Annotated in this window: 14 protein-coding genes and 2 pseudogenes; 9 read left to right on the top strand and 7 right to left on the bottom strand. The window is 65.4% G+C overall.

What is annotated here, in order from left to right:
* Window positions 1-27: 27 nt before the first annotated feature.
* From BKA16_RS10735 to BKA16_RS10705, 9 genes and pseudogenes are all read left to right on the top strand, one after another.
* Window positions 28-6,453: a DEAD/DEAH box helicase gene (locus tag BKA16_RS10735; RefSeq protein WP_484494485.1), complete on the top strand. Its 6,426-nt coding sequence runs from the start codon at window positions 28-30 to the stop codon at window positions 6,451-6,453.
* A pseudogene (locus tag BKA16_RS24290) lies at window positions 6,454-6,802 on the top strand (3'-5' exonuclease); the annotation flags it as partial.
* Window positions 6,803-6,879: 77 nt separating this feature from the next.
* Window positions 6,880-8,685, top strand: a pseudogene (locus BKA16_RS10730) (3'-5' exonuclease); the annotation flags it as partial.
* A 562-nt stretch (window positions 8,686-9,247) separates the two neighbouring features.
* A complete protein-coding gene (locus tag BKA16_RS24080) occupies window positions 9,248-9,373 on the top strand; it encodes a hypothetical protein (RefSeq protein ID WP_281378404.1) in 126 nt (41 codons plus the stop codon).
* A 274-nt stretch (window positions 9,374-9,647) separates the two neighbouring features.
* Window positions 9,648-10,238 (top strand): protein kinase domain-containing protein, encoded by a 591-nt coding sequence (locus tag BKA16_RS23865; RefSeq protein WP_246371725.1) that lies wholly within the window; start codon window positions 9,648-9,650, stop codon window positions 10,236-10,238.
* 820 nt (window positions 10,239-11,058) lie between these two features.
* Complete coding sequence (locus BKA16_RS10720; RefSeq protein ID WP_183370637.1) at window positions 11,059-11,223, top strand: hypothetical protein; 165 nt, start codon at window positions 11,059-11,061, stop codon at window positions 11,221-11,223.
* Window positions 11,224-11,293: 70 nt separating this feature from the next.
* The gene (locus BKA16_RS10715) at window positions 11,294-11,680 is read left to right on the top strand and encodes a helix-turn-helix domain-containing protein (protein ID WP_183370636.1); all 387 of its coding nucleotides are present in this window, start codon (window positions 11,294-11,296) and stop codon (window positions 11,678-11,680) included.
* A 155-nt stretch (window positions 11,681-11,835) separates the two neighbouring features.
* Window positions 11,836-12,165, top strand: coding sequence for a hypothetical protein (locus BKA16_RS10710; RefSeq protein ID WP_183370635.1), 330 nt, complete (start codon window positions 11,836-11,838; stop codon window positions 12,163-12,165).
* Between the two features lie 42 nt (window positions 12,166-12,207).
* Complete coding sequence (locus BKA16_RS10705) at window positions 12,208-14,304, top strand: GmrSD restriction endonuclease domain-containing protein (protein ID WP_183370634.1); 2,097 nt, start codon at window positions 12,208-12,210, stop codon at window positions 14,302-14,304.
* A gap of 87 nt (window positions 14,305-14,391) precedes the next feature.
* On the opposite strand, the gene BKA16_RS10700 is transcribed toward BKA16_RS10705, so the two are convergent.
* From BKA16_RS10700 to BKA16_RS10670, 7 genes are all read right to left on the bottom strand, one after another.
* Entirely contained in the window at window positions 14,392-16,173 is a 1,782-nt protein-coding gene (locus BKA16_RS10700; RefSeq protein ID WP_221246804.1) for an HIRAN domain-containing protein, read from the bottom strand.
* Window positions 16,174-16,390: 217 nt separating this feature from the next.
* Window positions 16,391-16,849, bottom strand: coding sequence for an NADAR family protein (locus tag BKA16_RS10695; protein WP_183370632.1), 459 nt, complete (start codon window positions 16,847-16,849; stop codon window positions 16,391-16,393).
* A gap of 1,061 nt (window positions 16,850-17,910) precedes the next feature.
* Window positions 17,911-18,435, bottom strand: coding sequence for a type II 3-dehydroquinate dehydratase (locus BKA16_RS10690; protein WP_183370631.1), 525 nt, complete (start codon window positions 18,433-18,435; stop codon window positions 17,911-17,913).
* Window positions 18,436-18,619: 184 nt separating this feature from the next.
* A complete protein-coding gene (locus BKA16_RS10685; protein ID WP_183370630.1) occupies window positions 18,620-19,630 on the bottom strand; it encodes a CoA transferase in 1,011 nt (336 codons plus the stop codon).
* On the bottom strand, window positions 19,627-20,502 hold the full coding sequence (locus tag BKA16_RS10680; RefSeq protein WP_183370629.1) for a cyclase family protein: 876 nt from the start codon (window positions 20,500-20,502) through the stop codon (window positions 19,627-19,629). The genes BKA16_RS10685 and BKA16_RS10680 overlap by 4 nt, the downstream gene beginning before the upstream one ends.
* A 4-nt stretch (window positions 20,503-20,506) precedes the next feature.
* The gene (locus tag BKA16_RS10675) at window positions 20,507-22,207 is read right to left on the bottom strand and encodes an AMP-binding protein (protein ID WP_221246803.1); all 1,701 of its coding nucleotides are present in this window, start codon (window positions 22,205-22,207) and stop codon (window positions 20,507-20,509) included.
* Window positions 22,204-23,256 (bottom strand): alcohol dehydrogenase catalytic domain-containing protein, encoded by a 1,053-nt coding sequence (locus BKA16_RS10670; protein WP_221246802.1) that lies wholly within the window; start codon window positions 23,254-23,256, stop codon window positions 22,204-22,206. The genes BKA16_RS10675 and BKA16_RS10670 overlap by 4 nt, the downstream gene beginning before the upstream one ends.
* Window positions 23,257-23,310: the final 54 nt, after the last annotated feature.

Here is a 23,310-nt window from a genome sequence, read left to right as displayed (position 1 = left end):
GAACGCATTCCGGTCACCATCGAGAACGTGGCCGCCGACCATCCATGTGACCAACACCTGACCAGCGAGGAGAAGTCGAACATGGGAGCGCTGCTACCCACCCTCCAGGCAAACCACCTGCACGAGGGCCTCACCAACTACCTCGCGACCACGTTCGCCCTCACCGACTCCGACGCGCAGGGTGCCTTGTCGGACTTCGTCGGCCACCCAGACACCGGCATGTTCAAAGGCCCCTACGTCCGTCTGCGGTTGCCCTTCGCCCCGGCGGGCGGCAACTGGGGCATGCACCTGAACTGGTGGCCAACGGGATTCACTCCCTACGGTCACCAGTCCGCCGCATTCGAACGTCTCTCCACCAAGTTCCACGACCGTCCGCAGCCGACGCTCGTCACCACCGGCACCGGATCCGGCAAGACCGAGGCATTCCTCTACCCGATCCTCGACCACGTCCTACGTGCAAAGGCCGCCGGCGTCACCGGAATGAAGGCTCTCATCCTTTACCCGATGAACGCGCTGGCCAACGATCAGGCCGAACGCCTGGCTCATCTCATCGCCGAGCACCCGGAACTCTCCGGCATCTCCGCCGGGCTCTATACCGGAGAGCAATCCACCGGCGGACGCACCAAGGTCAGCAACGACGGCCTCATCACCGACCGCTCGCTGATGCACGCCGCTCCCCCAGACATCCTGCTGACCAACTACAAGATGCTCGACCACCTGCTGCTGCACCCTGACCGCGCCGACATCTGGCGCCTCTCCGCCGACTCACTGCAGTACGTCGTCCTCGACGAGTTTCACACTTACGACGGCGCGCAAGGCACAGACGTCGCCATGCTGCTGCGTCGTCTCGGGCTCTCCGTCAAAGCGCACTGGACCGACGCCTCCCCCGTCTCCGACGAGGATCGCGCCCGCCCCCTTGGCCGCATCACCCCCGTCGCCACCTCCGCAACCCTCGGCTCCAAGGCCGAACCCACCGCGATGCTCGACTTCGCGCACACCGTCTTCGCGGAAGAGTTCGACGCCGACGCCGTCATCGGAGAAACCCGCCTCGCCGCCGCCGTCTGGCTCGCCGACCGCGACACCGCCCTTGACCGGCTGTATCAGCCCATCCCGAAGCCCTCGATCACCGCCGGGCGCCTCGATGCGTTCGCCGCCAGCTCTCCCACGAACGACGCACTCACTTCCGCTGTGCTAGCCGAACTATTCGAGCGAGCAGAGGTATTCGAGCGCACCGAACTGTTCGCGACCACCGACGACCTCGACGCCGACCGTCGCCTCGCTCCCACTGATCTCCGTCACCTCGAACCCGCCGAGCAACTAGACCTGCTCAAAGGCCATCCCCTGCTGGCGCGGCTCCTCGACCACGCCGTCGATGTAGTTTCTCTTGCCGACCTCGCGGACGCGCTGTTCGACGCCCCGACCTCGGAACGCGACACCCGCCACGTCCGCGCCGCGCAGCAGCGCTTCCTCGACTACCTGTTCGCTGCGCTGTCCCACCTGCGCGCCGAGGTCGGCCGTACCGCACTGAATGTCGATGTCCACCTGTGGATTCGGGAACTCTCCCGCATCGACCGCGCCGTCACCACCAACACCACGTACCGCTGGTCCGACGACGGAATCCACGAGGACAGCGACGTGATGCACCTACCGGCGCTGTACTGCCGGCACTGCGGCCGCTCCGGGTGGGGCGCCCGCCTGGCCCCCACCGGCCATACCCTCGACGTCACCGACGAATCCATCCGCGCCGATCACGCCGCCGGGGCCTCCCGTTTCCGCGCACTCATCTCCGCGCCCGCCGAAGCGCTGCTCACCGTCACCCACCCCGATGAGCAGATCGAGGGCCTGCGCTGGTTCCGCATCGACGACCGCGAGATCACCGACACTCCGCCCGACCCGGATGGCACCGAACAGCTCGAAGGCAAGGTGCTGCCGGTGCTCGTCCTGGTCGGCGAAAACGAGGAGGAGAACTCCAAGAAGGACGTGTGCCCCGCCTGCGGTGCGGCCGACGGCATCCGCTTCCTCGGCAGCGCCGTCGCCACCCAGCTCTCGGTGGCCCTGTCGAACCTCTTCGGCGACGCCCGCCTCGACGCCGACGAGAAGAAGGCGTTGATGTTCACCGACAGCGTGCAGGACGCCGCGCACCGCGCCGGCTTCGTGCAGGCCCGTTCCCACACCCTCAGCCTCCGCTCCACGCTGCGCAGCGCTATCGGCACTTCGACGCTGACCCTGCCGGAACTCTGCGAGGTCGTCGTCGCGCGTGCCGCCGACGACCCGGCCCGCCGCTATCACCTGCTCGCCCCGGACATCGTCGACCACGACGAGTTCATCGCCTTCTGGAAATCGGACGCGACCACTGCTGCCCGCAAGAAGGCCAGTACCAAAGTGCTTCGCCGCCTCGAATTCGACATCGACCTGGAGTTCGGGCTGCAGTCCCGACTCGGCCGCACCCTGGAGCTCACCGGCAGCGCGGTCGCCGAAGTGGACCTCGGCGGCGAGGAACGCCCCGTCCGTCTCGGTCGCGCGGCTCTCAACGCCACCGAGCATCAACTGACATTCGAGGCACCGGATGCGACGGCGATCACCCGCTGGGTCCGGGGCACTGTGGAACGCGTCCGCACCCGCGGCGCCATCCGCCACCCGTGGCTGCGCAAGTACATCGAGAAGGACGCGAACCGGCGGTGGATCTGGGGCGCGCGCCCCAAGGGTGAAGGAATGGCGGCATTCCCCAAGGGCCGTCCGGCACCCGCATTCCCTGCCGTCGGATCACGCACTGTCCCCGAGGGATTCGACGCGATCACTGCCCCGTCGTCGTGGTACGCCCGCTGGGCGTCACAGTGCCTGAACGTCTCCCCCGTCGACGGCGGGTTCCTGGCGAAGTCGCTGTTCGGGGTCCTCGCCGAGCAACGCGTACTCGCCGCGGACCTCACCGATGCCGGACTCACCGCGTACGGGCTACCCGCCGCCGCGGTCGTCGTGTCCGCACCCACCGACGACGACCTCGCCGCCGGCAGGCACCTGCTGGTATGCAACGTGTGCCAGACCCCGACCCCCGGATCTGCGACAGTCATCGACGAACTCGACGGTGCCCCCTGCCTTCTCGTCCGCTGCCCCGGCACCCTGTCCCGTGCCCCCAAGGCGCAGAACTTCTACCGCCGCCTCTACGACGGTTCCGAGATGAAGCGGGTCGTCGCTCGGGAACACACCTCCCTGCTGCCGACCAAGACACGGCTAGGCTACGAGGCCGCGTTCAAACGCGGCGGTGCCGACCCGCAGGCCCCCAACGTCCTCGTCGCCACGCCCACGCTGGAGATGGGCATCGACATCGGTGATCTGTCCACGGTGATGCTGGGGTCACTGCCCCGCACCGTGTCCTCGTATCTGCAGCGTGTCGGCCGTGCCGGTCGTCTCACCGGCAACTCGCTGGTCCTCGCGTTCGTTCGCGGACGCGGCGAGCACCTACCGAAGCTGTACGACCCGACGTCAGTGATTCAAGGCGAGGTTCGACCGCCTGCCACCTTCCTCACCGCAGAGGAAATTCTGCAACGGCAGTACGTCGCGCACGTCATCGATCGCATTGCTCGCGACTCCACCAGCATCGCTCCCCGAGACGCACGCGCCGTGCTCGGCAGCTTCGACCCCGGCGGCTGGATGGCAGACCTCATCGCCGTTGTCGAGACGCACGCGGACAGATTCGTCGACGAGTTCCTATTCCAGTTCGACACGGTGCTCGACGACCGTTCTCGGGAAGCCCTTCGCATCTGGGCGACTCCCCACGCGGACGGAAGCTCAAGCGAACTCGCTGTCAGCTTGCAGGAGGCCGTGCATCGGTGGAACCGCGACCTCGCCGAACTCACCGCTCGTCGAGCCGCGGTCGATGCGGAGATGCCGGAGTTCGAGAAGCGAGCGGCGTCCCCCGCCGCGACCGACGACGACCTGCGGGACCTCCGTACGGCGAAGGGCTCGCTGCGGCTGCTCAGTGGTCAGATTCATGACCTCACCGACGACTACTGGATCAGCGTCCTCGAACGCTACGGTGTGCTGCCGAACTACACACTGCTCGACGATTCCGTCACTCTCGATGTCGGAATCACCTGGATCGACCCCGACACCAACCAGTACATGGGTGAGGCCACCAGCTACCAGCGCGGCTCACGTGTCGCTCTCACCGAACTCGCGCCCGGCGCCACCTTCTACGCGCAGGGCCTCGCGGTGAAGATCGACGCGGTCGACCTCGGGGCGGGCGAGTCGAACATCCACACGTGGCGTCTGTGTCCTCAATGCGGTTGGGCGGCAATCACACTCGCCGGCGAGGTTGCCCCATCTGTGACGTCGTGCCCTCGGTGCGGCACGTCAGCGATCGCCGACGTCAGTCAGAACCTGCAGGTCGTCGAGATGGCGAGGGTCTCTGCGGAGGTTCGACGCGATGAAGCATCCATCAACGACGCCCGCGACGAACGGCACAGAGAGGCCTTCACGGTCGTCACCGCCGCCGATATCGATCCCGTCAACGTGGATCGTTCCTGGTTCGTCGGTGACCTCGGTTTCGGCGCCGAATACCTGCGCCGCATGGACATCCGCTGGCTGAACATGGGACGCCGAACATCTCAAGGCGGCACACGGACCATCGCCGGTCAGGAGACCACCACGGGATTGTTCCGGGTGTGCTCCTCATGCGGGCAGCTCGACAAGGCTGCGGGCCGCAACTCTCGTTACGAACACCGCAGCTGGTGCCGTTACCGCAATGCCGCCACCGAGCATGTCCGGGAGATCGCACTCGCGCGCACGTTGCGCACCCAGGGAGTTCTGCTGCACCTGCCCCACTCCTTGAAGTACGACCAGTTCGCATACCCCAGCCTGAGCGCCGCCATCCTCTTGGGCCTTCGTGAGGTGATCGGCGGTTCTCCCGAGCACCTCGACGTCGCGACCATCACCGATGCCTTGCACGCGCCGAGCCAGCAGGCGTTGCTGATCCACGACACCGTCCCCGGCGGCACCGGATACCTCGCAGAGTTTGCCGACCCCGCGAAGGTGTGGGCCGTGCTCGATGCCGCGCGAACCGTCGTACACGGCTGCGACTGCGCCGACCACGAGCGACTCGCTTGCCACAAGTGCCTGTTGCCTTTCGCCCCGCCGCACGAACTCGACAAGGTGTCGCGTACGACTGCCGCGAGGGTTCTCGACCAGCTGCTCGGTGTGGAGTCCGATGCCGAGCCTGATCGCAACTGGTGGTTGAAGGTGGTCACTGAAGACGCGCCGAGGTCACCGGTAGGCGGAGAAGAGTCTCCGCTCGAGAAGGAGTTCTACGTCGCGTTCGTCGAGCGCCTGCGCACGATGGGCGCCACGGTGAAGGAGACTCCGGGCACCTACGGCCCGTCCGCGACAATCGTGCTGCCCGGTAAGAAGATCCGCACCTGGAAACTCACTCCCCAGGTACACATGGCCACCTCGAAACCCGACTTCGAATTGAGCACCACCGATCCCGAGATCCCTCGGATCGCGATCTTCGGAGACGGTCGGAAGTTCCACGCGGTCCCGGAGAACAACCGTGTGGCCGACGACGCAACGAAGCGGGCGATCCTGCGAGACACCGGACACCTCGTGTGGTCCTTCGGCCACGAGGACCTGCAACATTTCAAAGCCGGCGACACGGCGGCACCCACATGGTTCACCGAGAAGGCCGCGGCGAACACGCTGAAAGCCGGTAACCTCCGCCCGGCACTCCTCAAACTGCTGACGACGGATCCCATCAGTGCACTGCTGGCATACATCACCGATCCGGATTCGGAAGCATGGGAGGCGGTCGGACGATGGCTGCCGATGATGTTCGTACGCAACGACAATCGGGTCCGTGGTGACAGCGGCATGGTCGGATCCGCTGCCCTGTCACTCGCATCCGGAGCGCCGGCTGCATTCGGAAGCGGCGCCGACATGTGCTGGAGTATCACCGACGGGCCGCTGGCCGTCACCGCTGCGATGCACCCGGGGACACACACGACGAATGCTGTGCTCGTCCTTGATGACCGAGACGAGAGTCTGGAGATCCACGACGGCCGAGCGTGGAAGGAATGGCTCCGCCTGTCCAACTGGCTCGGACTGAGCCCGAACAACCGTGTCACGACGATGAGCCTCCTTGAGGAGGATGCCAGCGCTCCGACAGGGGCAACTAGTGCGCCCGCGCTCTCCGCCGACTGGCAAGAAGTGTTCGACTCCACGATCTCCGAAGTCGAGAAGAAGCTGGTGTCGGCGCTTGCGGCAGCAGACCTACCCGTACCGGAGCTGGGGTACGAGACCGAGAGCGGCGACGTCGTGGACTTCGCCTGGCCCGACACCTTGGTCGGGGTGGTGTTCGACCTCGACGACGCTACCGCCCATATGATGTCCGAATCGGGGTGGACGCTCTGCCCACCTGACGCGGAAGCGGTCGCCGCAGCGATCAAGAACGGAGTCTCATAGATGGCGAATCTGGTCATTGCGTCGAACACCAAGGCCATGAAGAAGCTCGACAAGTCCATCAAGGACAAGGTCTGGAAGTTCATCGAGAAGCTCGCCGCCGACCACACGGCTCCGGGCATTCACATCGAACCTATGCAAGGCGCCGTCGACCCGCGCGTCCGCACCGGTCGCGTCGATATGAACTTCCGCGCGATCCTGTTCAAGGTCGACGATAAACTCGGCGACGAGCCCACGTTCATCTACATGGGTACCTGGCCACACGATGAAGCCAACAAGCTGGCGGAGCGTTCCAGGCTCCGCGTGAACCCGATCAACGGTGTTCTCGAGGGCGTCATCGGCGATCTGGACGTCGAGGAACACCGCGGTGCCCAGGCAAGCCTCCGGGAAACCCCCGCAGAGTCTGCCCCTGTGTCCCCGAGCGAGGCGACCGGATATCTCGCCGCACGGTTCAGCCGCGCCGACCTCATCGACCGATTGGGACTCGACTCCGAGTTGTCCGAACGTGCACTCTCTGCACCGGACGAGGACACTCTCGTCGACATCGCCGCCAACGCGATCGGCTGGCAGGGCAGCGCACTCCTCGACCTCGCGACCGGACTGCACATCGATACCATCCGCGAGAAGCACGGATTCACCGACGACAGTCCCGTCGACGAGACACTCGACCAGGACGAGCAGATCCTCAAGGCCCTCGAACGACCCGCGTCGAAAATGCAGTTCACTTTCGTTGAGGACGATGATGAGCTCCGCCGCGTCATCGAGGGTGGAGACTTCACTGCGTGGCGAACGTTCCTTCACCCTGAGCAACGCAAGTACGTCGACAAGGACTACAACGGCGCGTTCCGCCTCTCCGGCGGCGCCGGTACCGGAAAGACAGTCGTCGCGATCCATCGGGCCCGTCGCCTCGCCGAGGCGAATCCTGACGCCAGGATCGTCCTGACCACCTACAACAAGACTCTCGCCGCCGACCTCAGGGCCTCGCTGAAGACACTCGACCCTGATGTACCAATCACTGATCGTCTCGGTGCACCAGGCGTGTACGTGAGCGGTATCGATGCACTCGGCAATGCCGCACTGCAGCAAGCCGATGACATCGCCGAGGCCGCCGAGGCGGTACTCGGCTACCGCATCACTGAACTCACCCACAATCGGACCAATTCCGACAAGGTGTGGCGCGACGTCGTACAGACGGTAGACAGTGGTCTCGACCCGAAACTGACATCGCCGGGGTTCCTCGAGGACGAGTACGTTTCCGTCGTTCTAGCGAATCGCGTCACCACCCTGCAGCAGTACGCCAAGGCCTCCCGTCCTGGCCGCGGGGTGAGGCTGAGTCGACCGCAGCGGATTGCGGTATGGAAGCTCGTCGAGGCGTACCGGAGACAGAGCCGCATGGACGGCAGCTTGAGTTTCCCAGAGGTTCTCGCGCTCGCCGCAGAGAGCCTTCGATTGCGAACCGACGACGGCGGTGCATTCGTTGCCGATCACGTACTCGTCGACGAGGCACAAGACCTTCATGCCACGCACTGGGCGCTCCTGCGGGCACTCGTCCGCGAAGGGCAGAACGACCTGTTCATCGCCGAGGACTCTCATCAGAGGATCTACGGTCGACCAATCGTCCTCTCTCGATTCGGCATCAAGATCGTCGGACGATCGCGACGGCTCACCCTCAACTACCGCACGACGGCCCAGAACCTGGGTTTCGCGGTGAGCATCCTCGCGGGCGCCGAGTACCAGGACCTGGAGCAGGTCGAAGAATCAACCGCTGACTACCGATCAGCGCGACTGGGACCAGACCCGGTACTTCTCGAATGCGAGTCCGCCGCTGACGAACTCGACCGGGTCGCCGACCAGGTACGCCTATGGATCGACGCCGGAGTCGCCCCCTCCACGATCGCTGTCCTCACCCGAGGTCAGACCGACCGCAGTCAGTTCGTTCGCGCCTTGGGCGAACGTGGTCTGGACGCGCGTGCTCTCGATAACAATCCGGCGAGCGCAGGATATGTCCAGGTGCTCACCATGCACAGGTCAAAGGGAATGGAGTTCTCGAGAGTCGTTCTCGTCGGCATCGACGATGCACATGTCCCCTCCGTCGCCACTCTGCGTTCTGTACCAGAGGAAGACCAGGCAGAAGCGCTGCTCCGGGAACGATCCCTGCTCTACGTCGCGGCCAGCCGAGCTAGGGACGAACTCGTGGTTACGTGGAGTGGGAAGAAGTCAACGATGTTGGGGTGAGGATGTGGTCCGTGGCGATTGGGGTAGCGTCGCCGCTCGAAATACGGTATACGTATTCTCGCTGGGTTGAACCTGACGATGTCGGGCTTGGCGCTTCCAATGCTGATCGTTCTCGCGACGCCGTTCGAAATCTGCTCGCATGACCTCGTATTTCACGGAGTCCGCAACAGAGAAGGGACGGTGATTGCAATGATTCGTATTGTTGTTGGAAGATTATTCACCTCAACTGCGCGCGTTCTCTCGTCGGTTACGGCTGGCGTCGCAGCAACGATCGCAGCGCCAGGTTGAGCCCAGCACATATTGGGCTACGCGCGCTGAGGCCGCGCGGAGCTCAACTCCGGACTCGGCAGTCCTCCGCCTGAGTTCGGCATCTTCAACAGTCGCTCCTGACCCTCAATTTGGCCAGACTGTCGGCTGAACGTCTGACCCGCGCCCCTCCTGGCAGAACCTCTGAGATAACCGTCACCGAGATCGCCGGATGCCGCGTCGTGCGGCAGCTCGGTTCCGGCGGGATGGGACAGGTGTTTCTGGTCCAGCATCCCGGCTGCCACGCCAGGATACGATGAAGCTCTTGGACGCCGGGGGCTCCCGCAGCACCGACTTCCAATCACGATTCGCACGGGAAGCGGACTTGCTCGCGCGCCTGTCGCATCCGAACGTCGTCGCCCAGTACGACCGCGACGAGTAGGACGGTCGGTTGTGGATCACGATGCAGTTCGTCGACGGGACGGACGCCGCCGATCTCTTCGCGAAGGACGGAGCGCCAGCGCAGGCCTTCACGCTCGAGTTGATTAGTGGACAGCAGAAGCGCTTGACTACGCATGGCGCAAGGAACGCATCACTCACCGCGACGTGAAGCCGGCGAACACCATGGTCGGGCACCAGATCGTCGAACGGTCGGTCGCGGATCGACGCGGTGAAGCTCGCCGACTTCGGGATCGCCAAAAGCCGTCGGTGAGACGATGTCACTCAACTGGACCGGCATGGCCGTCGGCACCATGCTCTACTTCTCCCCCGAATCGATCGAGGGGCGCGACTTCGACATCCGCGCCGACATCTACTCGCTCGGATGCACAGCTTTCGAACTGCTCACCGGCAGCGCGCCGTTCGCCGGCAACTCGATCACCGCCCTCATGTCGGCACACCTCACGCAGCCGCCGCCACCCGCGGGCCGTATCGCTCCTCATCTGCCGCCGACGGTCGACTCCGTCTTCGCGCGTGTCCTGGCGAAGAACCCGACGCACCGGTTCTCGTCGGCGACCGAGTTCGTGGATGCGTTGGAGGGCGCGGTCGCCGGACGTGTGACGGTGCCGCCCACGCCGCCGCCCGCGCCTCGCGTTCCGCCCCCGGCCTGGGCCTGTTTCCCGACCGGCTGCCACGCCGAGCTCCGACAACCGTCGTACCGCCCTGATCGCTGCCTCGACTGTGGCCGTGATCGCACTCGTCGCGGGGATCGCCGCGTTCGCATTGACGCGCAAAAGACTCTGAATCTACAGCGACTGCGGACTCACCGCCGATGTCCACAGCCGCCACCGAAGGCGGCAGCGTCGTGAACGCGACGTACACCGTCGAGGCCGATATCCCGAACGTCGAGATCGCGTACGAGGAAGGCAGGTGGGAGCGATTCCGACTGTCGCACTCCGACGCCGCAGGCCGATACGCCAAGAACGTGCAGGCGACACCACGCGAAGGCGCATCCATCTACCTGGCGATCCGCGGTTCGACGTCGCAGAGTTGTCGGATTCGGATCAATGCGACCGTCGTCTCGACCGGGACGGGCCGACGCAGGCGGTCTGTAAAACGTGATCGGCTAGACCAGGTTCGGCGCCTTCTGCAGTCCCGCCTACCGACGACAGCTGTCGCTCCACTGTCAGTACCGCGCTCTACACTCGACGCCATTCGAGTTGATTTAGCGATACACGAGGTATCAACGAATCCTGCGCAAGCAGATGATCATGGAGGTTTCGATGGAGCCCACTCCCGACAACCATGAATGGCACGCAGCCCTCGGCGCTCGGAACCAGCACGAGGAGACTCCAGAATGGCGCGGGTCGTGCGATTCCTACGTGCGCACTATGTGGGACTTCATCGACGACCCCGATGCACCACCACTCAGCGCACAGCAGGTACGCGCTCGCCTGCGCGCATTGAAGGCCGTGAAAGCAGATCTTCTCCGCCTCGTCGCCATGGCGCGATCGGGCGAGATCGAAGGCCCAAGCAACCATGTGCAGCGGCGGAACGAATGGTCGTTTCCAGTCGCCGCCGGACGATCAGTCCATCCGATGGGCGAACTGCGCTACCCCCCGCAACGGGTGCGACGCCTGGAAGCTGCATCACCGCGCATACTTCGCCGCGCCGACCGTCTGGCCAGGAGTGCTGATCTGGTCGCTTGCCGCATTCAAGCCCGACCAGTCGATCGCCACGGATTGGGCTGACCGACAAGACGCGCAGATCGAGACTGCTGACCGCTCCGCTGCCCAGTTCATCGACGACCAGGACGCCGTGATCGCGGCAGTCCACGACCGGATGGGCAACTGAACGCGCAAAATATCACCAGATCGAGCGATCTGATACCGACTACCAACGAATAGAGGTTAAACTCGACTCTATGTCCAGTTATGACGAAGCGATGACACTCATAGGCGAGGACGACCTCGACGCAGCCGACGACTTGGCCCACCACCTCGCCGAGCAGGACTCCGAGTTCCTCGCAGCGCTCGTCGCGCATCGCACCGCAGCGGGCCTCACTCAAGCCGACCTTGCCGCTGCGTGGGGTCGACACAAGACTGCAGTCAGCCAGTTCGAACAGCCTGGGAACGACCCGCGGCTGTCGACGATCCGGCGATACGCCGCGTCGATCGGCGTGCGGTACCAGCACTTCCTGTCACTCGATTCCGCAGTACACCGGCCGGATACGGATACCCCGGTGAGCAGAGCACGAACCACGTATTCAGACGCGGATGCGTGGAACCGCTCTACGCGTACCGCATCGTGACTCTCCGCGACCACCTCGCCGGCACCTCGGTCAGGTGGCATCAGCGAGCCGTGGTCCGCAAGTGGGGCGACATCGACAACGTCGACGCGCCGTTTCTCGTATCAGTGTTGAGCCCGACAGATCCGGACGAGACTGCGTCGCGGCTCGCGGCTCGTGTGGCACTCGAGTCGAACGACGCTGGCCACGTCGTCAATTTGCGCGTTGTTGCGTTCGTTAACGACGAACATCAGACCGCAATCCAGGATGTCGAGGTACGACTCGACTTCGACCGTGACGATCCACCGACCGACGACGAACTCGCCGACCTGCTCAGCGGGTGGGGAACAGAGGTCGCGATCGGTTACATCCGGGGAGCGCTCGCTGATGCATCATCGTCGGTCGGCCTGCCGGCGCTCGTCCTCGATCCGTTGTACGAATTCGAGGAAGGCGAGGTCGAGATGACGATCGCGCAGGCGCGTGCGAGGGAAGGTGCCGACGGCCGTTAGCGCGTCTACGCCTGTCCGACCCACGTGACACCATGTCTGTCCATGGAGACGTACAAGCGCACGCCGCAGCAGCTGTTCACTCAGCCTCAGCACTTTGTGATTCCGCTGTTTCAGCGTGCGTACGTCTGGAAGGAAGACGAGCAGTGGGCGCCGCTCTGGAAAGATGTCCGCCGCGTCGCCGAACTGCGCGTCGCCGATCCTGGTCGGGACACCAAGCACTTCCTCGGCGCCGTTGTCTTGCAGGCGAGCGAAGCCAAAAGCGGATCCGTCCCTGCCTGGAACGTGATCGACGGTCAGCAGCGTCTGACCACACTGCAGATCATGATGGATGCGGTCAGCGCAGTGATAATGCAACCGGGCACCGAACGGTACGCGCGGCGACTCGAAGCACTCACGCACAATTCCGCAGACTACGTCGCCGAGGGCGACAGTCGGCTCAAGCTCCGACATCTCAACCGGGACCGCACAGCGTTCGACGCAGTCATGGACGCCGAGCCGCCGGTCGACTACACAGAAGTCGATGACCCGACATCGCGCATCGTCGAGGCGCACCGCTACTTCACGTCGGTAGTGACTCGATGGTTGGACGAGGTCGAGGGCGACGCAGTCCCCGATCGCGCCGAAGCCCTCGCGACAGTTCTCGAATCACAGCTCCAGCTGATCACGATCGAACTGACCGCCGCGGAGAACTCGCAGGAGATCTTCGAGACCCTGAACGCGCGCGGCACGCCGCTGACGGCAGCCGACCTGATTCGGAATTTCGTCTTCCAACGGATCGAAGCCGAGGGCGGCGACACCAAACACACGTACGACGCCGTGTGGCCGTTCGAAACCAAGTTCTGGGCCAAGGAGATCAGCGTCGGCCGCTACTTCGTCAGCCGCAGTTCGTTGTTCCTCAACCAGTGGCTGTCCGCGCAGCTCGGCGAGGAAGTGAGTCCGCAGTCGACGTTCACGCGATTCAAGTCATACGTCGAGCACGACCCGTCGATGCGCGTCGTCGACCTGCTGCCAGTCCTCAAGGCGCAGGCCGACCTCTACGAGGAATGGACGACGAGCGCTGCCCGACCGGACGGCTCACTCGACCGCACTTCGATGGCCGTCTACCGCATGGCCGCCAACACCTCCGAACTACTCAAGCCCGTCCTCATCTGGCTGCACGACCCGAACACGCCTCGTCCTGCTGACGCGATCGACGGAGTCATCGCTGTCTTCGAGAGCTGGGTGCAGCGTCGACAACTCCTCCGGCTTCCGAGCTCGGACCTCGGCCGAGTAGTCGCCGAAGTGATTCACCAGTATCGCGACACGCCGTCGAACGAACTCGTCAGCCGCGTGTCGAACCACCTCGCGCGGATCAAGGTCACCAGCACGTATTGGCCCGGCGACGACGAGATCCGCCGATCGCTCGCAACCGAGTCGGCCTACCGTCGCTACTCCCGGGCACGGCTGCGGGTCTTTCTCGAAGCGATCGAGAATCACTACCGTGCAGAGACCAAGCAGCCGCAGATCGAACGCAGCGGACTGCCGATCGAGCACATCCTTCCGCAGACCTGGCGAGACACCTGGCCTGTTCCCGAGGACGACGAAGCCGCACGCCAAGAACATGTCCACCGCCTCGGTAACCTCACGCTACTGACGGCATCACTCAATTCGAAGGTGTCGAACGGCGCGTGGCCGGCCAAGCGCGACGCTCTCCTCAAGCACAACACGATCACGATGACCGGCCGACTCATCGACAGGACGCAGACCGAGGACTGGTGCGAGACCCTCATCGACGAGCGAACCGACGCCATGATCTCGGCAATCCTCCAGATCTGGCCGGTTCCCGAAGGTCATACTGGACAAGTCGCCGACCCGCAGGCGAAAGCCCAGGACTGGGTGCTGGTCAAGCATCTGATCGAGTCCGGTCACCTGCACGACGGCGACGTCATCCACGCCGGACGAGATCATGCCGGAGTGACTGCCACGGTGTCGGCCACCGGAATCACCCTCGACGGCCGGTCGTTCGCGACGCCGTCGGGCGCCGCCAGGCACCTACGCAAGAAGGCAACGAACGGCTGGTACTTCTGGACCGTCGACGACGGACGACGCCTGGCAGACGTCCGGACGGAGTTCCTGGAGGCTGGGCTCGCGGAGGGTTGACACGCGACTCGGCGTCGCCCAGTGCTCTCCCTTGCACGGACGTGCCATCGACCCGCTCCATCGACGCGCGCGCGACCACTCGGTGATTCAGAGCCGCGCCCGAGCCTTCACCAAGCGTTCCGCGATCGACGACGATCCTTGGTCGTCCGGACATGCGCGCTCGTAGCGCTCCAGAATCCGGACTTCCCCGTTCGCGTTTCCGAGCTTCCGATACAACATCGCGGCGTGCTCGGTGTACGCCGGCGGCGGCGCACACTGGTGAAACACCGCATCCCGTTCCGCCGCATCGACGCATTCGAGCGCGAGCTGCAGCGCGTCGGCATATCGCTTCTCGCGCTTGAGATCTTTGATCGTCTCCACCCACTCGATGTAGTCCTTATCTCGGACTAGACGTCGCCGTTGATCGGCGGCCTCCTGCCCACCCGCTGCGAGCCGTTCCATCCGCATCGCTTCTAGTTCGACGGCCTGCTGCCGGGTGCGCGCTGCCGATTCGGTCTCATCCTCGCGCTCGACGACGTCCTCGTATCGGCCAAGGGTGATCCGCGCACTCTTTCGCTCGATCGACGCGAGGAACACGCGACAGCGAACGCAGCAGTCGTGTCCCGTGTACTCGTCACGCCGCACGATCTCGCGAACCGCGTCAGCCTCGATCGCCGCGACCGACCCGACCAGCTTCCGATTGATGTACACGTCGACGTAACCGAATCCGTGAGGGCGGTGGTGCCGCTCACGCAGGAACGCCGAGGCATACAGTGCTGCACCGACCGACCCGCCGGCCTCGTCGACGACCGACTTGATCGCGTCGATGTGCTCAATCTCGTATGACAGCTCCGCGGCGAACGGTAAGGCGACGTCGATAACGGGCCGTGGGCCCGCGAGCGTCACGACAGTCTCTGATGCCGCTACCGACTCCTCCACACTTGCTGGTGCCGTGCCGGACTCCTTGCCCGCGAGCTCACGAGCCCGCGTGAGACGCGTCCGCAATCCCTTAGTGCCAGCGTGGTCTGGAGATGCGGCGAAGTAGCGCTCGAGTACTGCCACCTCCGCGTCGTAATCCTTTAGTCCGCGGTAGATAGTCGCTGCCTGCTCGGTCGGCCACTGGTCTGGCTTCGCGAAGACGATCGCCGCGGCCCGCTCGGCCGCGTCGATGCACTCACCAAGAATCGCCAGCGCCCGAGCGGGGTCGCCATCTGCACGCGCCTGAGCGACGTCCGGCCGGTAATCGTCAACGGCTCGGCCATGGACAATGAGAGCCGCTCGATACCGTTCGTATTGGCGTAGCGAGCCGGAATCTGTAAGTCGCTCAGCGCCGTCGGGACTGATTCGCCCCGGCCAGTGTGGTTCGTCGACGTATCGCCACTCCGGTTCCGGTTCTTCGGTTGGGTCGAGGGTGACGCGCGCCGACCACGTCGCATCGTCGCACGCTGCCCAGATTCGAGCTGCGACGCACACCTGCTCGCCGCGCCGGTTCGCGGCTCGGACATCACGTTGAATCGTCGGCGCGAGATCGGCCGGAATGTGCCCCACCTTGTGCCCGTCCACCGATACAGCCACAGCGTTCTCGTCGTGCGGATTGTCAGGTTCGGCGACCAGGACTGCCTGGTACCAAGTCACGCCGCCCAGTGGTTTTCCTGCGCGGATGAACAGATCCGCGAACGCCTGCCGGTAGTAGCTCTCACCGACGACTTCTACATCGTCAACGTCCACTGATTTCGCCCGAGTGACTATGGTCGCGTCCGAAGAAGCGACAACGGGGCCCGGACGCGCGTCCCCATTCCTCGCGGCTACCGAGTTCAGCCAGTCGTACAGCCGCTCGAAGGCGCCCTGCTGTTTGCGCGTGAAGACGACTGCGGCAGGATCTCCGACCACGGGTTTTCCCGGTTCCACGCCGGCGACGACAACCTGCAGGTACCCGTTCGTGAGTATGCTCGCAGACTTGAATCGACAGCCGACGACCTCGGTAAGCCCAATTCTTGTCCCACCGCCGAAGACTGTCCCGACTACCGGGCCATTGATTTTGGTGATCGATTCGGGCCCGATGTCGAGCGTGCTCCATGACCGTTAACGGTGCTGTGGGTAGGGTCGGTCATCGAACTCTCCGGTCTTTCGCGCGTTCGGCCATCAGCAATTCGCCGAGCATGTTGGTGCCGCGAACAGCGCAGCGAGGACCGCCGCATCGGCAGTCGCCCCAGAAGTTGTCGTGGTGGGTGTTCCCTTCGACGAGGGCCGCGTCACCGGTGGAATCAAGGAGATCTCGCATGTCGTCGGACTCGAACTTCGACTGCAGCACCATCTGCATCGCCTGCACGCGCCCGCCCATTTCCCATCCTGAACGCAACGTGACTGTCCGCCCGCGCTGTTTGGCTTCGCCCGGTGTTGCCGCAGCAAGGACGCTCTGCTGCTCCTGCGGATCTGACGACTTCAACGCATTGAACGCGTGCTCGGAAGAGTTGACACGCCCGAGCATCGGCACGTCGAAAGCCACCTCGTAGAAGTTCGACAAGAACAAATACGTTCCGCGGAACGCATCGATCGCGACAGTCATCGGGCCCCTTCTTCACCAATCCGGTCGAAGTACATTCGACCGCGTCGCGTCAGGCAATGCTGACCGTTTCGACAGATCCGTACGCAACAAGGTGATCATGGCATCCGCGTCTGACAATCACTCACATTGGCAGTTCGACACCCGACGCTGCAGCAACTCCCCTGAGGCGTCGCAATGGCGTTCGCGATCTTGACGTAACCGCTGGTTGCTCGGTTCGAATAATGACGCAGAAGGTCGTGAGTCATCGCGTCGTGTGTCTTGACTGTGAGTCGATTGACTCATTGACCACGACGCGATAGCCCGCCGTGACCGGCAACACCACCGCCCTATTGCGTTCCCGAGATCGTGCGCGCTTCTCGTCACCCGACCCAGCCGCTCGGTGTCCGACAACTGTCACCGAAGTAGCGACAGATGCTCGACGCCGCGCGAAGACACGAGCAAAGGCACCGTCGCGACCGTCTTCGAGAAGGTGAACGTCGTCGGCTTCCCGCTAACGTTTCTGAGCTTCCGACGGCAATCTTTGCGGGCGATCCCGACTACTACGAGACCACGGGCACCGAGTTCCGCCTCACGATGACTGGAAGGAGACACAAGCTCGATTCGAGGCGTATCCCGTCCTTGCAGAACTCGCTGACACTGTGGCCGAGGACAAGGTGCCCGAGTTCGTGAGCGAGGCACCAATTCTCCCAGAACCGCGATCCGACTGCAGGCAGCGCGATGACCGCGCGACCGTCGATCACGAACCTGTACGGAATCGAAAGCTGAACGATGCCCACGACTCGATCCCGAGACGCTGCTCGATACCGTTTGCGAACGACCGTACAGTGTCCTCTCCCAGTCGCGTACGAACATCGTCGAGGTCGATCGGCGCCCCCCACTCACCGTCAAGCCCGTCGGCGGCTTGCGGGTAGGCCAGAACAATGTCCGCGAGGACAGGCTGGTCGGTGTCCTTACCGGAGCCGACAGAGTCCGCGGCGCTTGGTCGAAATCATGCCGATGGCATCGCCAAGACGATCACACAGGCTCGCGCGACCGAAACTACAACTCTCGACAGCAGGAGCTCAATGCCGCACCGCTCCCCCATCCAAGAACGTCTCATCGTCCAACGCCAACACCAACCCGAGCATCGCGCCCAGATAGCTGTACTGCCGCAGCCCCATCACCAGGCCGGTCGCGCTGTAGGTGAACCGTGACTTCTGTTCGAGGTACGGCGGGACGACGCCGGCGAAATGGCGTGCCGTATTGGAGAAGTGGACCTCCATGACCGGCTTCTTCGTATCGTCGAGGGCGTGGCGCGTCGCCTCGCCGTAGGTCGTGAGACCGGCCGGATTGATGATGTAGCCATCGACCTTCGACGCGGTGCGATGGATGAAGTCGAGAATCTCACCCTCGTGATTGGACGCGAACTGATCGACGGTGACGTTGAGAGTCTCGGCGAAGTCTCGGACCAGGGACTGCAGGTCGGCGAGGGAGGCGATCTCGCCGTAGAGCTTCTTGTCGCGGTTGCCGAGGTTCGGCATATTGGGTCCGTCGATGACGGCGAGGCGCCAGGTGGTGGCGGTCGGCGGGCGAAATGGTGCGGGCATTGGTCCGGGGTCCTTTCGGGCGGAGTCGGGTTGTCTGTGCGGGAGGCGGCTTCGGCTGGCTTCGCTCGACCAGCGGAAGGCGGCTGGGCTCAACGAGCACCGGCGGTGATCCGGTCGTCGGCTGGCGGGAGAGGGCTCGACTTCACTCGACCAACGGGATGGGCTCGACGACGGGAGACTCTGCCTACACGGGAAGATTCGGCGCGGCGGCCAGCGGGGTCTGCCAGGCCGCCGGAATCGGGATGCACGGACTCGCACCGTCGCCGGCACGGGCGGCGATCTGACCGATCGCATCGGCGTCCCGACCGATGCGATGGATCGGCAGGTCGTGCGCTTCGGCGAGGGTCATGACCTGGTCCGTGGTGCGGGAGTTGAGTTCGGAGTCGAGGCGGGAGCGGATCTCGTTGGCCGCCTTGCGTCGATCGACGTAGGCGGCGAAACGCGGTTCGGAGCCCCAGTCGGACCAGCCGAACGCGGCACACAACCGCACCCACATCCGGTCCTCCAGGAGCGCGATGACGACGGCGCCGTCGGAGGTCAGGACGGTGCCGTAGGTCGGCTCCGGCTCAGCGACGGCGGCGGGTTTGATACTCGCCCACGCGAGGGCCGAATCGAGCATGCTCATGTCCAGGTAGCCGGGCGTTCCCGCATGCCAGGCGGCCGTGATCGTCAGGGCGGCAGTGGTTCCCGTCGCGAGGTCGACCCAGGGAACGCCGATCCGATCCGTCGCGGTCTCCGGTGCGACCGAGCCCGCGATCGCCTGCAGGCTGACGTCATGCGCGGGATGCGACGACAGCGGCCCGGTCTGACCGTACGCGGAGATCGAACAGTAGATCAGCCCCGCATTGAATCCCTTGAGGGTGTCGTAGTCGACGCCGAGGCGGGACACGACGCCCGGCCGGAATCCTTCCAGCACGACGTGCGCCTCGCGAGCGGCGTCGTACACGGCCTCGCGACCGGCGTCGGATTTGAGGTCGGCGACGATCGTCGCCTTACCCGCGTTCGCGTTGGCGAACATCGCCGGATCGAGTGTGCGGGAGTTGTCGCCCTGCGGCGGTTCCACTTTGACGACGCTCGCGCCGAGCGACGCCAGGAGCAGCGTCCCGTACGGACCCGGCAGCTGCTGGCTCAGGTCGAGGACCCGCATTCCGCGCAGCGGGCCGTGGAGATCGGGCCAGTCCCACGCGCGCGTCACAGGATCGCCAACGGGGTCACGGGGCTCGCGGTGGAGCCGGCCAGCGGAATCGGGGCGAACACGAAGACGAACACCTTCCGCCCGGTCGCGGCGAGTTCGTCGAGGTCGAGGTTCTCGATCAACGGAATGCCGAACTTGTGGATCAGATGCAGATGGACGGGGAACGTCGAGCCGTCCGGCGACGGCTGCTGCTCGACGGCGTAGTTGTCCGCGCCGACGATGGCGACGTCGTGGTCGGCCAACCAGCGCGCGGCTCCGATGTCGAGGCCGGGTTCGAGGTCGAAGTACTCGGCGGGCGATTTCGCCGGGTCCCACCAACCGGTGCGGAGCAGCACTGCGTCGCCGATCTGCGGCTCGGTTCCGGCCGTGGCATATGCGCGTTCGAGCGCGTCCGCGCCGACCGGTGTCGACGGCGCGAGTGGTCCGCCGTTGTCCTCGACGAGGTCCACCAGGATCCCGCGCGTGACCACCGAGCGCAGCTTCTCAGCGCCGAGACGTCGCGCACCCGAGGTGGAGCGGATGTTGGCCGACGAATGCCCGTTGTACAGCTGATCGCCGCTCCACGTGTGCGACAGCGCGTCGACGTGCGTTCCGCTGTGCGTCGAGATGGTGACCGTGTCCTCGGCGAACCGGAATCCGTTCGGCGAACGGGCGCCGAGCGCGTAGTCGCCCGCGTCACGATCCATGTATCGCGCCGACCCGTTCCGGTGCGCCGGAACTCCTGCTGCCGCACCGGCGGGTTGTGCCAACGACACCACCCGCCCGCTGGCGACGGCGCCGAGCGCGGCGACCGTCGTCGCCGGATCGACGAGGTTCAGGGCTCCGGTCTCGTCGGCGTCGCCCCACCGGCCCCAGTTGTCTTCGCGTGTCATGCTCTCACCCTGCCTGTACTGCCATCGCCTGGCTCACGGCCTCCCGCGCGGACGATTTCAAATCCTTGCGTACCATCTTTCCGGTGTTGGTCCGCGGGAGTTCGGACACGACCTCCACGGCCCACGGCGCCTTATAGCTGGCCATCCCGGACCTGCAGAACGCCCGCAGCTCCGCGCTCTCGAGATCGGCGCCCGGAGCCGGAACGACGAAGGCCACGACCACCTCGCCCTTGGACGGATGCTCGGCCCCCACCACCGCGACCTCGGCGACGCCCGGATGAGTGCTGATGAAGCCCTCGACCTCGGCGGGCGAGACGTTGATGCCAGAGGTCTTGATCATGTCGGTGTGCCGACTCTGGAACTGGACGCGTCCCTCATCGGTGATGATCACGGTGTCTCCGGTGCGGAACCAGCCGTCGTCGGTGAACGCGGCGTCGTTCGCCTCGTCGTCGCGCAGGTAGCCGGGCGTGACACGCCCCTTGGCCTGCAGTTCGCCCGGAGTGTTCGGCTCGAGGACGGCACCGGACTCCAGGTCGACCACGCGCAGCATGACGCCAGGGAACGGACGGCCCTGTGTGGTGAGTCGGATGTCCAGCGGGTCGGCGTACGACGTCGCGCAGCAGTTGCCGTAGGTCTCGGTGGATCCGTACACGCTGCAGATCTCCGAGATCCCGAGCTCGGTGACGACGCGGGCGATCTCGTCCGGACGGCCGATCGTCAGACCGGTCCGCAGCGAATCGATCGCCCGCACCTGCTCGGGCACAGTGGCCGCGAGCGCATCGGCCATGCTCGGCAGAAGGTAGGCCGCGGTGACGTGCTCGGCCGCCATCAGATCGGCGGCGGCCTGCGGCGCGAACTCCTCCTGCAGCACCAGGCACGCGCCGTGACTCAGGGCGACGCCGGCGGCGTTGGCGACGCCGAAACTCCAGAACAGGGGCGAACCGAGCCAGATCCGATCGTCACCGCCGATGCCCATGCGCAGCCCGATCGCGTACGCGTTCTCGATGTCGGCGCGGTGAGTCAGTGGGACGGCCTTCGGCTTCGACGTCGACCCCGACGTGTACAGCACGAACGCGGGGTCGTCGGCCCGCGCCGCGATCGGCGGGACCGCGGACCCCTCGACCAGCAGATCCTCGAAGGCCAGTGCGACGTCGGGCACCGGAGTGTCCAGTCGCGGACCGTCGAATACGATCATGTGCCGCAGCGCCGGGAATCTCGCACTGCGGATCACGCCACCGGCAGGCGCCTCCCACATCTCGGGCACGAGCTCCTTGAACTCGCCGAGCATGTCGGTCCGGCGCACCGAGGCGATGGTGACCAGGACCTCGGCCTCCGATGCGGCGAGGAGGTGATCGAGATCGTATGCGCGCACCCAGGTGTTGAACGCGTCGACGCGGGCGCCCACACGCATCGCGCCGTGGACCGCGATCATCCAATCGGCGGTGTTCGTGCCGAGGACGGCGACCCGGGTTCCCCGTACCACGCCGAGATCGGCGAGCGCGGCCGCGAACCGATGGACCCGATCGGCCAGCTCGCGGTAGGTGAGGCGGACGTCGCCCGCGACGAGGGCGGGCGCATCGGGACGACGCCGCGCGGTGTCGTCGAGGAGTTCGGGGAGGGTCTGCGCATCGGGCAGATCCGAGTCGTGCGGCCACGGCAGCGGGCCGAGGACGTTGTCCGAATCGAAGTAGGTCGAGACGCTCACGGGACCAGCACCGTCCGACCGGTCGCGGTGCGCTCGTCGAGGGCGGCGTGCGCCGTCGACGCTTCACTCATCGGAAGCCGTCGCGGCCGAATAGGATCCAATCGTTTCGTATCGATCATGTCGATCACCTCCTGCAGATCGGCCCGCGTCGCGTGTGCCGACCCGATCACTTGTAGTTCTTTCACAATTGTCAGCCCGGGAGCGATCGCCAGATCGGCGGGAACAGTGTTTCCGACCAGGACGAGTCGCCCCTCGGGCCGGAGGACCCGCAGGCTCGTCGCGAACGTCGGTCCGCCGGTCACCTCGATGACGGCGTCCACGCCCCGCGGCCGGTCCAGGTCGCGTGCGCAGCCCCGGACCGCGGCCACGTCGGGGCGCACCAGCACCCGATCCGCACCCGCTTCGACGATCGACGCGACCTTCGCGTCGTCGCCGGTACAGGCGATCACGCCGAGCCCGAGGGCCTTGGCGGTACGGACGGCGTTGAATCCGACACCGCCGCCCGCACCGGTGATGACGACGACGTCGCCCGCCTCGAGCCGGGCCTTGCGCAGCGCGTGCAGACCGGTGCCGATGCCGCACGAGGCCACCGCGGCGACCTCGTCGGCCACACCGTCGGGCAGGCGGACGGCGTTGAGCGGGTCGGCGAGGACGTACTCGGCGTACCCGCCCGGCAGATCGTCTCCGTAGAACCCCGGACCGCGGCGGCACTGCGACGTCGCGCCGCGTGCACAGTCCGGGCACTGTCCGCAGGGACGACGCTGCACCAGGGCGACTCGCCTGCCGACCCAGTCGGCGACATCGCCGGAACCGGCGGCCACCACGACGCCGGCGATCTCGTGGCCGAGGACGTCGCCGACCGTCGCGGCGAGTTCACCGCGGCGGGCGAGTGCGTCGTGACCGCATACCCCGCAGGCGGCGATCTTCACGAGGAACTCTCCCGGCCCCGGGCGCGGCACCGGCCGCACGACCGCCTCGAACGCGGCGTCGGCGGGTCCCAGCTGGGCCAGCGCGGCGACGTTCATCGTGTCGGGGACGGTGGGGGTCATGAGGATCCTTTCGAGGGCGGGAGGGCGGTGGTTCGACACGATTCGGCGCCGACG

The organism is Gordonia humi (assembly GCF_014197435.1).
Classification (GTDB): Bacteria; Actinomycetota; Actinomycetes; order Mycobacteriales; family Mycobacteriaceae; genus Gordonia; species Gordonia humi.
Note: the sequence above shows the minus strand (reverse complement) of the source record. Positions and strands in the feature narration are given on the sequence as shown.

Bases quoted from the DNA above. Each gene is read 5' to 3' on its own strand.
- BKA16_RS10715 (WP_183370636.1), top strand. From the start codon at position 11,294: ATGTCCAGTTATGACGAAGCGATGACACTCATAGGCGAGGACGACCTC.
- BKA16_RS10690 (WP_183370631.1), bottom strand. From the start codon at position 18,435: ATGCCCGCACCATTTCGCCCGCCGACCGCCACCACCTGGCGCCTCGCC.
- BKA16_RS24080 (WP_281378404.1), top strand. From the start codon at position 9,248: ATGAAGCTCTTGGACGCCGGGGGCTCCCGCAGCACCGACTTCCAATCA.
- BKA16_RS10695 (WP_183370632.1), bottom strand. From the start codon at position 16,849: ATGACTGTCGCGATCGATGCGTTCCGCGGAACGTATTTGTTCTTGTCG.
- BKA16_RS10670 (WP_221246802.1), bottom strand. From the start codon at position 23,256: ATGACCCCCACCGTCCCCGACACGATGAACGTCGCCGCGCTGGCCCAG.
- BKA16_RS10705 (WP_183370634.1), top strand. From the start codon at position 12,208: ATGGAGACGTACAAGCGCACGCCGCAGCAGCTGTTCACTCAGCCTCAG.
- BKA16_RS10680 (WP_183370629.1), bottom strand. From the start codon at position 20,502: ATGACACGCGAAGACAACTGGGGCCGGTGGGGCGACGCCGACGAGACC.
- BKA16_RS23865 (WP_246371725.1), top strand. From the start codon at position 9,648: ATGTCACTCAACTGGACCGGCATGGCCGTCGGCACCATGCTCTACTTC.